Source organism: Enterococcus lemanii (assembly GCF_016909125.1).
In the GTDB taxonomy this organism is placed as follows: Bacteria; Bacillota; Bacilli; order Lactobacillales; family Enterococcaceae; genus Enterococcus_I; species Enterococcus_I lemanii.
Map to the genome: position 1 here is coordinate 16,760 of NZ_JAFBFD010000005.1, position 14,066 is coordinate 30,825.

The window sequence follows — 14,066 nt, forward strand, 5'->3', positions numbered from 1 at the left end:
ACTTTTTTATTTCTCACGTTAATTATGGTAAAATGAGTCGAATAAAAAAAGAAAGCGGAGACGGATTATGAATGCGATACAATTGAAAAAAGACCAAACGTTACAAATTAAAATTAAGCGCCTGGGAATTAACGGTGAAGGGATCGGTTATTATAAACGTTTAATTATTTTTGTTCCACGTGTTTTACCTGGAGAAGAAGTGCAAGTAAAAGTGACCAACGCGACCCCTAAGTACGCTGAAGCGCAACTCACAAAATTAATTAAAGCAAGTCCAGACCGGATCAAGCCTCCTTGTCATTTTTATGATCGTTGTGGTGGTTGCCAATTACAACACCTGACTTATAAAAAACAATTGGATTTTAAAAAGGATTTACTAAAACAGGCCCTCGAAAAATTCAAACCAAAAGACTATCAAAAATATATTTTAAAAGACACGATTGGCATGGATGACCCTTGGCATTACCGGAATAAAGCACAATTCCAATTACAATACAACGCCGTTCAAAAAAAAGCGGAAGCAGGACTTTATGAAATGAACTCTCACCGACTGGTCGCCATCGATGACTGTCTCGTCCAAGAAAAAACAACACAAAAAGTCCTTAATACCGTTGTTCAATTAATTAACAAATATGCGATTCCTATTTATAACGAACGAAAAAACAGTGGTATTTTGCGAACGTTGATGGTTCGAATTGGGATAGAAACTGGTGAAGTCCAACTAGTTTTTGTTACATCAACACCAAAATTACCTTTAAAAAATGCTTTAATTCGAGAAATCAACGAAAAATTACCCGAAGTTGTTTCAATTATGCAAAATGTTCAAAAGCAAAAAACGTCGCTTGTTATGGGAGACACAACGATTCATTTGTGGGGCAAAGAAGCCATTTCTGAAAAAATTCAAGATTTAACCTTTGATTTATCCGCTCGCGCTTTCTTTCAATTAAACCCGAAACAGACGCGCGTTTTATATGAAGAAGCTCGTAAAGCGTTAGATTTAGCCCCTAATGAGACGCTCGTTGATGCTTATTGTGGCGTTGGTACCATTGGACTGAGTTTAGCGCATCAAGCAAAAGAAGTTCGAGGAATGGACATTATCCCACAAGCAATTGAAGATGCCAAAAATAACGCAAAAAATAAAGGTTTTCATAATACAAAATATGAAGTTGGAACCGCGGAAGAGTTAATTCCTAAATGGTTAAAAGCAGGTTTTAAACCAGATGCTATTGTCGTTGATCCCCCTCGTACCGGTTTAGGTGAACCACTTTTACGAGCGCTAAGCCAATACCCAGCTAAAAAATTAGTTTATGTCTCTTGTAATGTTTCAACTTTGGCAAGGGACCTAACTGCACTGACTAAAATTTACAAAGTCGACTATCTTCAATCCGTTGATATGTTTCCGCAAACCGCTCGTTGTGAAGTCGTTGTGAAATTATCTAAAATTTAAATGAAGCAACTCTTAAAAAGCTTCGGGAAAATTCCCGAAGCTTTTTTTAAAACATATCAAATAAGGATAATTGATTTTCATCTGGCAAATCTTTCAACACACCATTTTCAGTCATATAATCAATTAACGTTTTTGAGACTTTCCCTCTTGTTGCAAGGTCTTCTTTTGATAAAAACGGACCATCTTTTCGCGCTTCAACAATTTGCTTAGCCACGTTAGCCCCTAAACTTGGGACCGCTCGAAACGGCGCAATTAATTTATTTCCTTCAATCACAAAATTCTCGGCATCAGACTTATATAAATCGATCATCTCAAATTCATAACCACGCTCAAGCATTTCATTCGCGATTTCTAAAACGGTCAATAAATTCTTTTCTTTGGTTGAAGCATCCATTCCTTTGTGATTAATTTCATCCATGACTTCTTTTACAGCTTCTTTCCCCTTAGACATCGCAACTAAGTCAAAATCATCTGCCCGGACACTAAAATAAGCACAGTAATATAGGATTGGAAAATAAACTTTAAAATAAGCCACTCGCAAAGCCATTAAAACATAAGCTGCCGCATGGGCCTTGGGGAACATATATTTTATCTTCAAACAAGATTCAATATACCATTCCGGTACATTTTGTTTACGCATCTCGACTTGCCAATCATCTGGAATCCCTTTTCCTTTACGAACACCTTCCATAATATTAAAGGCAATACCATCATCTAAACCGGCATGCATCAAATAAACCATAATATCGTCACGACAACCAATTACATTTGCTAAATCAGCCACGCCATTGCGAATCAATTCTTCGGCATTTCCTAACCAAACATCGGTTCCGTGAGAAAGTCCAGAAATTTGTAATAATTCAGCGAAGGTCGATGGATGCGTCTGTTCTAACATCCCTCGAACAAAACGAGTCCCAAATTCAGGAATACCTAGTGTCCCGGTTTTTGAAAGAATTTGCTCCGGTGTCACACCCAAAACTTCCGTCCCTTCAAAAATTCGCATCACTTCAGGATCATCAGTCGGTATCGTTTTTGGATCAATGCCAGAGAGGTCTTGCAACATACGAATAACAGTTGGATCATCATGACCTAAAATATCAAGTTTTAAAATATTATCATGAATGGAGTGGAAATCAAAGTGCGTTGTTTTCCATTCAGAGTTTAAATCATCTGCCGGAAATTGAATCGGTGTAAAATCATAAACATCCATATAATCAGGAATAACAATAATACCACCCGGGTGTTGTCCAGTCGTTCTTTTTACCCCAGTTGCCCCTTTCGCTAAACGATCAATTTCAGCGCTTCTATAGTGCAAGTTATTATCTCTTTCATAGCCTTTCACAAACCCAAAGGCCGTTTTGTCAGCGACTGTACCAATCGTTCCCGCACGATAAACGTATTCTTCACCAAAAAGGACTTTCGTATAATTATGAGCTTGCGGTTGATATTCTCCCGAAAAGTTCAAATCAATATCGGGAACCTTGTCGCCATGGAACCCTAAGAATGTTTCAAAAGGAATATCATGTCCATCTTTTTTTAGTCGCGTTTGACATTTTGGACAAGCTTTTTCAGGCATATCAAAACCAGAACCGTAAGAGCCATCCTCATAAAACTCAGAGTACTGGCAATTTGGGCAATAATAATGTGGTGCCAATGGATTCACTTCTGTAATCCCGGTCATTGTCGCAACAAAACTCGAACCTACCGAACCACGTGAACCAACTAAGTAGCCATCTTCATTACTTTTATGCACAAGCTTTTGTGAAATTAAATAAATTACCGAAAACCCATTCCCGATAATTGAATTTAATTCTTTTTCCAAGCGTTTTTCAACAATTTCTGGTAAAGGATTGCCATACAACTCTCTTGCTTTATTGTAACTTAAATCCGTGATTTCTTGCTCAGAACCAGGTATTTTTGGTGTATATAAATCATCTTTAACTGGAACAACGGTTTCACAACTATCAACGATTTTATTGGGGTTATCAATCACGAGTTCTTCTGCTAAATCATTGCCTAAAAATTGAAATTCCGTCAGCATTTGATCGGTCGTACGGAAATGAACTTCCGGTAAAGTATGGCGATTTAAAGGATTCCCGTGTCCCATGGAATTAATTAAGATTTTGCGGTAAATCGCATCTTCTTCGTTTAAGTAATGCACGTTACCAGTTGCAACAACCGGTTTATCTAATTCTTTACCAATTTGAACAAGTTTTTTTATGATATCTTCTAAATCGGCCTCATTTTTGACTAGTTCTTGTTCAATTAATGGTGCATACACTGGTTTTGGCATTACTTCAATGTAGTCATAAAACTGTGCTTTTTCTTTTGCTGCCTCGTATCCTTTTTGCATCATCGCTACAAAAACTTCACCTTTGTCACAAGCCGTGCCGATTAATAGTCCTTCTCGCAATTTTTTCAACTCAGAACGAGGAATACGAGGCGCTTTATCATGAAAATACACGAGATTTGATAAAGAAATTAACTTGAACAAGTTTTTTAAACCTGCTTGTGTTTGAGCTAAAATCGTCGCATGAAATGGACGTGCTGCCTTGATTGAATTTGCGCCCCCAACGTGACGGTTCAAATCTTCATGTAAAAACATTTCGTGTTTTTCCATCGCTTCTTTTACAAAGAGCCAAGCGAGGTGACCGGTCGCTTCTGCATCATAAATCGCACGGTGATGTTGCGTTAAACTAACACCAAATTTTTTCGTTAAAACACCTAAGCCAAAACGTTTGAATTCTGGATACAAGTAACGAGCCAATTCAAGTGTATCGATGACCGGATTGTTTGCTTCAGGCAAGCCATGTTTTTTATAAGTCATATTAATAAAACCCATATCAAAAGAAGCGTTATGGGCCACTAAAATACAGCCTTCACAAAACGCTTGAAAAGCTTGAATCACTTCTAATTCGCTTTTTGACCCACGAACCATTTCATCGGTAATTCCCGTTAATTCAATTGTTGTTTTGGATAACGGGTGACCTGGGTCAATAAATTCTTCAAAGGTTGCTTCCACGTTCCCTTTATTCATCTTAACAGCCGCAAGTTCAATAATCGTATCATAAACGGCTGAAAGCCCCGTTGTTTCCACGTCAAACACAACATAAGTCGCATCGTTTAAGGGAATTGGCTGTGCATTATAAGCAACTTCAACCCCATCATCAATGACGTTGGCTTCAATCCCATATAAAATTTTAACACCCGCTTTTTTTCCAGCCTGGTGTGCATCTGGGAAAGCTTGAGCGCCACCGTGATCCGTAATCGCCAGCGCTTTGTGCCCCCACTTTCCGGCTTGGGCAACTAAATCACTGATGCTATTGGTCGCATCCATTGTACTCATATTGGAATGCAAGTGCAACTCCACGCGCTTTCGATCTTCGGGTGCGTAATCTTTGCGACTTTCATGAGCAACTTCAATCAAATCCTGCGCATTCATTACTAAGTCACGCATAAAGGTATCTTCTTGTACGCTTCCACGAACTTTTACCCACGAGCCCTTTTTAATCGCATCAAAAATTTGCTCGTCTTTTTCACCATTTGAAAATTTCTTAACAATAAAAGAAGAAGTATAATCGGTCATTTTAATAATTAAAATTTTGCGATTTGAGCGCAACTCACGAACTTCTTTATCAAAGATATATCCTTGAATGGTTACTCGTCGTTCTTCTTCTAGAATATTCGCCATTGGTGTAATCAGTTCATCCACTGGAATATTTCTACCTAGCATAATCGGACCAGATAACGGCCCCACCTCTTGTTGACTCTTTTTGCGTTTTTCATTTAAAGCAATTGCCTCGGCTGCTTGCTGCATGTAAAAAGCTTGTTGCTCTTCTTGACGCTTCGCCAATGCCTCTAAATCCGCTTGAATTTGCGCTTCATTTGTTTGCGGGAAAAAACGGAATTTAGGAAAACCAAATGTTTGGTATAATGTTTCTAACATTGGAAAATATTGCTGTTGTAAAATAGGGATGACGGCTTCATTTGTTACAGGCAACAGAATTTTTTTATCGACTTTGACGGGCAATTGCGTCTGTAAAACTTGCTTGACAAATGGCGTCGCACATTGTGGTTGCATCAGAACAAACGGCCAATAAGCTTGCAATAAATCTTCATCAAAAGTTGCCATCTTCGTTTGAATGGTCATCTCAATTTCAGCAATTTCTTGAAAAGCCAAAACTAAGTGTTGTTGGAACGTTTGGTAAATTTGCACTGGTAAAACTTCGTCAAATTGAAAAGTAAACACCCATCGTTTCGCTTGTTTATGAACTAAAACTTCAACAATTTCTCCACTTTGGATAATGTGATGTGTTTTTAGCTCTTGCGTCAAATTCATTTGTTCCAATAATATATTAAATTTATCTTTTTTAGCAGACAACTTCGGTTCACCTTCTTATTATTTTTTTCAGGAAAAAGTCTAGGATAACATACTATCCTAGACTAGCGGATTATTCAGTTGTTTGCAAGAGGATTGCTAAAGTATCCGCTAACTCTTCTTTACGGACTTCAACCACCGCTTGGCTCGCTCGAATTTTTATTTCTACCACGCCTTCAACGGCTTTTTCTCCAATCACAATTTCAACAGGACAACTGATCAAATCGGCGTCTTTTTGCTTTTCTTCTAGAGAACTATCACGGTCATCAATCAAGACTTCATATCCTTTAGCAACCATCATTTCTTCAACTTCTTGTGCAAGTACTTGTTGATAAGAATTTTGATAATCGATTGGAAGAATATGCAAATCAAATGGTGCGACTTCTTCTGGCCAATTTAAATGCCCGTTTTTATGATGCTGTTTGGCAATCATTAAAAATAGAAGCGATAAACTTAACTGATAATGGCCAATATAAACTTTTTTTTCTTCATTAGCTGTGTCACTTGTTTTTTGAGTAATCATTTTTTTCATAAATTGCCCAATCTTTACCCCTTTTTTAAAAAGCAATGTCCCTTTTCCATCAGGTGCTAGATCACCTTCTTGTACATATGAAAAATCCCCGAAAGAAACATTTGGCAAATCACGGCCTAAATTAATATTTTCATAATAAGAAGCTTCGTCTGGATTCATCATGGTCATATTCGTTCGATTTTCCACTTCTAAATCAGCTAAAATGGTCCAATCTGGCGAAATCAAATCAAAAGAAAACAACTCATAGGAAGTTCCAAAATACTTTTCAACTTCTTGCTTTTTGATTTCAACCACTTTATGTTGCATTTTTTGACTGATTTTAGCTAAATTTAAACGGTCATTTTTTGCTAAAAATAAAAGAATAGGCTTTTTACTCGCTCTCAAAAAGTAACAAGTAAGCTGATTGCCATCATCGAGTTTAAAACCCGTTGCCGGTATTTTTCTTTCAAGTGGTAAAAAAGTGGCATGGGATTTTTTGACTAATGAATAACGAGTGGCCGCCTCAACTTTGGCGCTATAATCCCCTTGAGTAGACTCGCAAAAAATTGTTTTTCCTTCTGAACTGATGGCTAAAAGATCTTTTATTTCTTTATGAATCGCTTTTTGAGGCAAAGCAATCACACTTTTATATTCCAATTGACAACGAGCTAAAATTCTTTGAAAAGCTTGCTCAAAGCGATGAAAAACTTCGGATAGCTCTGTACTTGCCGAGTGGAAAGAATAACCATCAAGTTCCGTTGGTTCAAGCGCGATTCCACCTGGAAATTGGTATTCTTTGTTTTGTTCAACTTTCACTTGTATTTGGAAGATGTTTAGCAACTCTTTTGAAGTCGCCAGCTGCCCTTCTGTGAGTAACTGAAGCAAGTAGGTTTCACCTTGATCAGCTACAGCGACCGGCAATTGAAATTCAATCGCCGAAAGACTGTGCAACTCCTCCAAAACAATTTTTTTTATTTTTTCCATGACAAGCATTCCCAACGGTAGAAAAACAAAACGATTTTCTTGATATTCCCCTAAAAAACCACCCTCTATTAACAAGGAGGAGGCGGCTTCCTCATCATTTATCGTATTTTTGACATTCGGAACTAATAAATTTGACTGTTTCATAATTTTCTCCTTTACCAACTACCCTATAATTAAAAGAAAAAGCGTTGAATATCGTTCCAAGTTACAAGAATCATTAATAACATTAACAAACCAAAACCAATAATTGAAATAAGCCCCTCTTTTTCTTGACTGATTGGTTTCCCCCGAACACCTTCAATCAAGTTTAATAATAACTTTCCGCCATCTAGTCCAGGTATCGGTAATAAATTAAAGATACCTAAGTTCATTGAAATCATTGCCATTAAATAGATAACCGTCATCGCACCTTGGCTAGCTGCTTGAGAAGACATTTGATAAATAGCCACTGGGCCACCCAGTTGATCAATTTGAAAATTAAAGACAATGCCTTTTAATGCGGTTAAAATTTGTGTAAAACTATTCACACTCTCTTGTAAAGCTCCGACTATTTTTGCAGCAAATCCCGTTTTCATAGGGGCTTCAATCCCTAACTGGCCATAGTCTTTTCCTTCAACCGTCACACTAGTCGAAGTTGCCACAACTGTTATTTTTTGCCCATCACGTGACAGTTCAATTTGTAAGTCTTCGTTTGGATGTTGTTGAATTTGCGTTCGCACTTGTGCCCAATCGCTTACAGCTACCTCATTAATGCTTAAAATCTCATCCCCTGCTTGGATTCCTGCAACTTCTGCTGGACCATTTGGGCTGACCCCGCTAATTATCGTCGAGTTTGGATCAAGTACCCCGCCACGAGCAAAAACCATCCCTAAAAATAAAACAAAGGCCAAAATAAAATTATTCATCGGACCTGCAAAGTTTGTCAGCGCTCTTTGCCAAAGTTTTGCTGATTGAAATTGCACATCTCTTGGAGCAATTCGAACTTGTGTCCCATCTTCTTCAATTATAAAGGCATCATGTGCGACAGGATAGGTAACCGTTTGGCTTTCGTCGCCATTCATAAACCCTGTAATCGTTAATTCATCGATTAAATCTTGGCGAATGAATTCTAGCGGTACACCATTATTTAATTGGACTTTTTTACTTGTATTAATTGTAGTTACGACACCATTTTCATCGATTAATAAACGAATCGGTGTACCAGGCTTTAGTTCTTCTTCTTCATCATAGCCTGCCATTCGAACATACCCCCCCATTGGGAGTGCCCGAATCGTATAAGCTGTTCCGTCTTTTCCTTGATGACTAAAGATTTTTGGCCCCATGCCAATCGCAAATTCACGAACTAAAATTCCAGCTTTTCTTGCAAAATAAAAATGACCGAGTTCATGAATGACAACCACCACAGAGAAGACAATTAAAAAGGTAAGTAATGTCTTCATTTATTTTCCTCACTTTCAATATCTATTGTTATTATTATCGCGTGAATCAGCGAAACCTCTCCACTATTTTATCATAATCGAGAAATTACACAATTCTTCTCCCACTTTGTAACGAGAACGTAAGAAAAGCATGGTGTTTTATGGAAAACGACCATGCTCAACTTTTTAAAAAATACCAAATAAATGCATTATCGGAAACACAAATAACAAACTATCAAAGCGGTCTAAAATCCCACCATGCCCCGGCAAAATAATACCAGAGTCTTTTACACCATAATGTCTTTTGATTGCCGATTCAACCAAATCACCAAATTGACCAACCACAGATAATACTGCTGTCATCAAAATTAAAACAAATGAGCTTTGATTAAAATACGTTTTCCCAGGAAAAACAATTAAATACACAATTGCAATGACTATCGCACTTAATATGCCACCAACTGCTCCTTCAATTGTTTTGTTCGGTGAAATTTCTGGCCAAAGCTTATTTTTACCATACTCGCGACCGACCATATAAGCACCAATATCCGTTGCCCAAACTATCAATAAACCAAAACACAATACAATTAGACTTTCTTTACGTGCGTTGGCAAAAGCACCAAAACCAACCCCTGCATACAAACTAACTAATATCGGAAATCCGGCTTCATCAATTGTATAGGTGTTTTTTGAAATAACAGAAATTCCTAATAATAAAAGAACAATAAGATAAAACAACATAAATTTATCTGTTTTCTCTGGTAAGAATTGAAACCAAGGGTCTCTTGGGAGTGCTAAAATTAAAGCGCCAATTAACGAAAGGCCACCTTCTAAACTAAGTAGTGTTAATCCCTTCATTCGAAATAACTCATAAACACCAACGCCGGCTAATAAACCTGCTAATAAACCAACTGAAATTCCTGCAAAATCAAAATAGACAATTGGAATAAATAATACTAATGCTACAACAGCCGTAATCACTCTTTGCCTCATACTGATTCCTCCTCATTTTTTACAGCACCAAACCGTCGATCTCGATTTTGATAACTCGCAATCGCATTTTCTAACGCTTGTTCATCAAAATCTGGCCAAAATGCTCTCGTAAAAAATAATTCACTGTAAGCAATTTGCCAAAGTAAAAAATTACTAATTCGCTCTTCGCCACTTGTTCGAATGACAAGTTCTGGATCTCTTAAGTCCGTCGGTAAAAAGCCCGTCATTAAATAATCAGCAAACGTGTCTTCCGTAATTTCATTAATATTTCCTTGATTTGCTTGCAATTGGGTATATAAAGATTGAATCGCAGTAATAATTTCTGCTCGGCTGCCATAATTTAAAGCGAAGTTCAAGATTAGTCCTGTATTGTTTTTTGTTTCTTCCATCGCTCTTTCAACCGCTTCTTGTGTATGTTTGGGTAGAAATTCTTTATAGCCCATTACCTCAACGCGGACGTTTTCTTTTTTTAGCTCTGGTACAAACGTATCAAAAAAATCAACGGGCAATTGCATCAAAAAATTCACTTCTTCATTCGGGCGTTTCCAATTTTCAGTTGAAAAAGCATACAGCGTTAATACTTTAACACCCAACTTTGACGCATGCTTCGTAATTTTTTTAACCGTCTCCATCCCTTCTTTATGTCCGGCAACTCGTGGCAAACGACGATTTTGAGCCCAACGACCATTTCCATCCATGATAATGGCAATATGCTTTGGAATTGGCAATTCTTTTGAAAAAGAAAATTCGCTTTCTTCAACAATGTATTTATTTTTTTGCGGCAAAAAACGCAGCATTCATTTTTCCTCCTCTTCGTCAAGTATTCATTCAAGTCATCTAAACTATTATAGCAATAAACGAAAAGAATGCCTATATAAAAAGAATGCTTCAGAATAATTTATAAAAATCTTCGTCTATTCCTCTTATTTTAAACAAATAGAACCATTTTAAGCGTAAAAAAAGTAGCTAGCTTCTCAATTTATTGAAAAGCTAGCTACTACAAACAAATATTAGATTTCTAATAATTCTTTTTCTTTTTCGGCTGCAATTGCATCTAATTTTTTCACGCTGTCGTCTGTTAATGTTTGAATTTCTTTTTCAGAATTTTTCAAATCATCTTCTGTAATCTCACTTGCTTTTTCTTGTTTCTTGTAAGCATCGATTGCATCACGACGCGCATTGCGGATTGCAATTTTAGCATTTTCAGCTGATTTCTTAACATCTTTGGCTAACTCTTTACGACGTTCTTCTGTCAATTGTGGCATAACTAATCGGATCACATTCCCATCGTTGGTTGGTGTAATTCCTAAATCTGAAGCCAAAATTGCTTTTTCAACATCTTTTAAGATCGATTTATCAAAAGGTGTAATCATTAATACACGCGCTTCTGGAATTGTGATTGAAGCCATTTGATTTAGAGGTGTTGGTGCGCCATAGTAAATCACTGAAATGCGATCTAACAGGCTCGCATTTGCTCGGCCAGCACGAATTTGACCTAATTCACGTTGAAGGCTTTCTGCTGTTTTGTCCATTTTTTCTTTTGCTTCGTTAAAAATTGTATCTACCATTTTATTTCCCCCTTACTGTCGTTCCGATATTTTCTCCCATTACGGCACGTTGAATGTTTCCTGGCTCATTTAAATTAAAGACAACCAACGGAATATCATTGTCCATACTTAAAGAACTTGCAGTAGAATCCATCACTTGAAGACCTTTAGAGATTACTTCTAAATGCGTTAACTCTTCAAACTTAACTGCTGCCTGATCAATTTTCGGATCCGCAGAGTATACCCCATCAACATTATTTTTTGCCATTAAGATGACATCTGCATTAATTTCTGCAGCACGTAAAGCAGCGGTCGTATCCGTAGAAAAATAAGGGTTCCCTGTTCCACCTGCAAAAATCACAACACGGCCTTTTTCAAGATGACGTTCTGCCCGGCGACGAATATATGGTTCAGCGATTTGACGCATTTCAATGGATGTTTGTACTCGTGTAGGTACACCCGCATTTTCAAGGGTATCTTGTAATGCTAAAGCGTTCATTACGGTTGCTAACATGCCCATATAATCGGCTTGTGCGCGCTCCATTCCCATTTGTGCACCGATTTGACCACGCCAAATATTGCCACCACCAACAACAATTGCTAGCTCAACACCTAAATCGTGAACGGCTTTTAATTCTTTTACAAATTCTTGAATCGTTGGTGGGTTAATGCCAAAGCCTTCATTTCCTGCTAACGCTTCGCCACTTAATTTTAAAATTACTCGTTGATATTTTGGTTTATGCATGATGTTTCCTCCGTAGTTTCTCTGCTTCTATTGTAGCATAGTCAATGCATTATAGCAGTCAAATTCCTTGAATTTTTCCTAAAAAAAGGGAGCGCATCTAAAAATGCGTCCCCATCCTACTTCTTTCAAAATAGAATTATTTTTTAATTTGGCTCATTACTTCTTCTGCAAAGTTTTCTTCACGTTTTTGAATACCTTCGCCTACTTCAAAGCGAGTAAATGATTTCACTTTTCCACCTTTAGAAGCAACAAATTTTGCTACAGTCATATCTGGATCTTTAACAAATGGTTGATCCACTAATGAGATTTCTGCTTTGAATTTGCTTAAACGGCCAATAACCATTTTATCAACAATGTTCGCTGGTTTGCCTTCGTTTAATGCTTGTTCAGTTAAAATATTTTTCTCGTGCTCTAATTCTTCTGCAGGAATTTGAGATTCGTCTACGTAACGAGGGTTAATCGCTGCTACGTGCATTGCAACGTCTTTTGCTGCTTCTTCATCCGTTGTTCCTTCAAGAAGAGCCAATACTGCAATACGTCCACCTTGGTGTAAGTAGCCACCAAATGCGTCTGCATCCGTTTTTGAAACTAGATGGAAACGACGGAAGTTAATTCTTTCACCAATGACTTGTGTTGCTTCGATTAATGTTTCTTCTACTGTACCTTTAGATGCAGGTAAAGCCATTGCAGCTTCTAAGTCAGCTGGTTTGTGTTCAGCTACTAAAGTTGCCAATTCTTTTACTAACTCTTGGAACATTTCGTTTTTTGCAACGAAGTCTGTTTCTGAGTTTACTTCAACGATTGCTGCTGTATTTCCGCTAATCGCAACTGCTGCTAATCCTTCAGCTGCAATACGGTCATTTTTCTTAGCAGCTTTAGCCATGCCTTTTTCACGTAAGTGGTCAACTGCTTTTTCAATATCGCCTTCTACTTCAACTAACGCTCTTTTTGCGTCCATCATACCGACACCAGTCATGTCGCGTAATTCTTTTACTAATTTAGCTGAGATTTGAACCATCTTTGTTTCCTCCTGATTATTTCGTAATTTTTTAAAAAAAGCTGTTTCAAAGAGTGTTAAGGCTTTGCGCCTAGCCCTTGAAACAGCTCGCTTAATTGTGTATTAAATTATTCAGCTGAAGCGTTGTTTCCTTCAACAACATCAACAATTTCTTCAATTGAAGTTGCATTTTCAACGTCTACTTCTACAACAAAGTCTTCTTCAGCAACTTGATCTTGACCTTGGTTTGCTTCGATAAACGCGTCTGCCATTTTAGCAGTAATTAATTTAACTGCGCGGATAGCATCATCGTTTGATGGGATAACAACATCGATTTCATCTGGATCACAGTTTGTATCAACCATTGCAACGATTGGAATATTTAATTTACGAGCTTCTTGAATTGCAATACGTTCTTTACGAGGGTCAACTACGTACATAACGTCTGGAATTCTTGGCATGTCAGCGATTCCGCCTAAGAATTTCTCTAAGCGTTCGCGTTCTTTATTTAAACCAGCTACTTCTTTTTTAGGAAGTAACTCAAAAGTACCATCTGCTTCCATCGCATTGATTGATTTTAAGCGTGCAATACGTTTTTGGATTGTTTCCCAGTTTGTTAAAGTTCCACCTAACCAACGGTGGTTTACATAGAATTGACCTGAACGAATTGCTTCGTCTTTAATTGCTTCTTGTGCTTGTTTTTTTGTACCTACGAATAGAGCGATTCCGCCTTCGTCTGCTACATTTTTCATGTACTCATAAGCTGCATCAACTAATTTAACTGTTTTTTGTAAATCGATGATGTAGATTCCGTTTCTTTCTGTGAAGATATATTTCTTCATTTTTGGGTTCCAACGGCGAGTTTGGTGACCAAAGTGTACACCAGCTTCAAGCAATTGTTTCATTGAAATTACTGACATTTGTGTTTCCTCCGATTGTTTTTGTATTTCCCTCTTCAACCTCTCATTTTGACAAAAGAACTAATCGCTTAGCAACCCTTCTGCAATCAAGGTGAATGTGGATTTGTGGCTAGCATTCCAGCACACTCC

10 protein-coding genes are annotated in these 14,066 nt (G+C 37.5%); 1 reads left to right on the forward strand and 9 read right to left on the reverse strand.

Annotated features, from left to right (window positions below; genetic code table 11):
- The first annotated feature begins 67 nt into the window (after positions 1-67).
- A complete protein-coding gene (gene rlmD, locus JOD14_RS02310) occupies positions 68-1,444 on the forward strand; it encodes a 23S rRNA (uracil(1939)-C(5))-methyltransferase RlmD (protein WP_204653082.1) in 1,377 nt (458 codons plus the stop codon).
- 46 nt (positions 1,445-1,490) lie between these two features.
- Here the strand turns inward: rlmD and JOD14_RS02315 are convergent, their stop codons facing one another.
- The 9 genes from JOD14_RS02315 to rpsB all read right to left on the reverse strand — a co-directional run bounded on the left by JOD14_RS02315 (position 1,491) and on the right by rpsB (position 13,937).
- A complete protein-coding gene (locus tag JOD14_RS02315) occupies positions 1,491-5,825 on the reverse strand; it encodes a PolC-type DNA polymerase III (protein ID WP_204653083.1) in 4,335 nt (1,444 codons plus the stop codon).
- Between the two features lie 70 nt (positions 5,826-5,895).
- Positions 5,896-7,461, reverse strand: coding sequence for a His/Gly/Thr/Pro-type tRNA ligase C-terminal domain-containing protein (locus JOD14_RS02320; RefSeq protein ID WP_204653084.1), 1,566 nt, complete (start codon positions 7,459-7,461; stop codon positions 5,896-5,898).
- Between the two features lie 29 nt (positions 7,462-7,490).
- Entirely contained in the window at positions 7,491-8,756 is a 1,266-nt protein-coding gene (gene rseP, locus JOD14_RS02325) for an RIP metalloprotease RseP (RefSeq protein ID WP_204653085.1), read from the reverse strand.
- Positions 8,757-8,921: 165 nt separating this feature from the next.
- A complete protein-coding gene (locus JOD14_RS02330) occupies positions 8,922-9,728 on the reverse strand; it encodes a phosphatidate cytidylyltransferase (protein ID WP_204653086.1) in 807 nt (268 codons plus the stop codon).
- On the reverse strand, positions 9,725-10,525 hold the full coding sequence (locus tag JOD14_RS02335; RefSeq protein ID WP_204653087.1) for an isoprenyl transferase: 801 nt from the start codon (positions 10,523-10,525) through the stop codon (positions 9,725-9,727). Before JOD14_RS02335 ends, JOD14_RS02330 begins: the two co-directional genes overlap by 4 nt.
- Positions 10,526-10,738: 213 nt before the next feature.
- Positions 10,739-11,296 (reverse strand): ribosome recycling factor, encoded by a 558-nt coding sequence (frr, locus tag JOD14_RS02340; protein WP_204653088.1) that lies wholly within the window; start codon positions 11,294-11,296, stop codon positions 10,739-10,741.
- A 1-nt stretch (position 11,297) separates the two neighbouring features.
- Positions 11,298-12,020, reverse strand: a complete 723-nt coding sequence (gene pyrH, locus JOD14_RS02345) for a UMP kinase (RefSeq protein ID WP_204653089.1) — start codon at positions 12,018-12,020, stop codon at positions 11,298-11,300.
- 136 nt (positions 12,021-12,156) lie between these two features.
- Positions 12,157-13,038: a translation elongation factor Ts gene (gene tsf / locus JOD14_RS02350; RefSeq protein WP_204653090.1), complete on the reverse strand. Its 882-nt coding sequence runs from the start codon at positions 13,036-13,038 to the stop codon at positions 12,157-12,159.
- A 107-nt stretch (positions 13,039-13,145) separates the two neighbouring features.
- A complete protein-coding gene (rpsB, locus tag JOD14_RS02355; RefSeq protein ID WP_204653091.1) occupies positions 13,146-13,937 on the reverse strand; it encodes a 30S ribosomal protein S2 in 792 nt (263 codons plus the stop codon).
- Positions 13,938-14,066 lie beyond the last annotated feature (129 nt).

What these genes read in the sequence shown, in the direction of transcription:
- rlmD (WP_204653082.1), top strand. Translation starts at nt 68, where the DNA reads ATGAATGCGATACAATTGAAAAAAGACCAAACGTTACAAATTAAAATT.
- JOD14_RS02320 (WP_204653084.1), bottom strand. Translation starts at nt 7,461, where the DNA reads ATGAAACAGTCAAATTTATTAGTTCCGAATGTCAAAAATACGATAAAT.
- rseP (WP_204653085.1), bottom strand. Translation starts at nt 8,756, where the DNA reads ATGAAGACATTACTTACCTTTTTAATTGTCTTCTCTGTGGTGGTTGTC.
- JOD14_RS02330 (WP_204653086.1), bottom strand. Translation starts at nt 9,728, where the DNA reads ATGAGGCAAAGAGTGATTACGGCTGTTGTAGCATTAGTATTATTTATT.
- JOD14_RS02335 (WP_204653087.1), bottom strand. Translation starts at nt 10,525, where the DNA reads ATGCTGCGTTTTTTGCCGCAAAAAAATAAATACATTGTTGAAGAAAGC.
- frr (WP_204653088.1), bottom strand. Translation starts at nt 11,296, where the DNA reads ATGGTAGATACAATTTTTAACGAAGCAAAAGAAAAAATGGACAAAACA.
- pyrH (WP_204653089.1), bottom strand. Translation starts at nt 12,020, where the DNA reads ATGCATAAACCAAAATATCAACGAGTAATTTTAAAATTAAGTGGCGAA.
- tsf (WP_204653090.1), bottom strand. Translation starts at nt 13,038, where the DNA reads ATGGTTCAAATCTCAGCTAAATTAGTAAAAGAATTACGCGACATGACT.
- rpsB (WP_204653091.1), bottom strand. Translation starts at nt 13,937, where the DNA reads ATGTCAGTAATTTCAATGAAACAATTGCTTGAAGCTGGTGTACACTTT.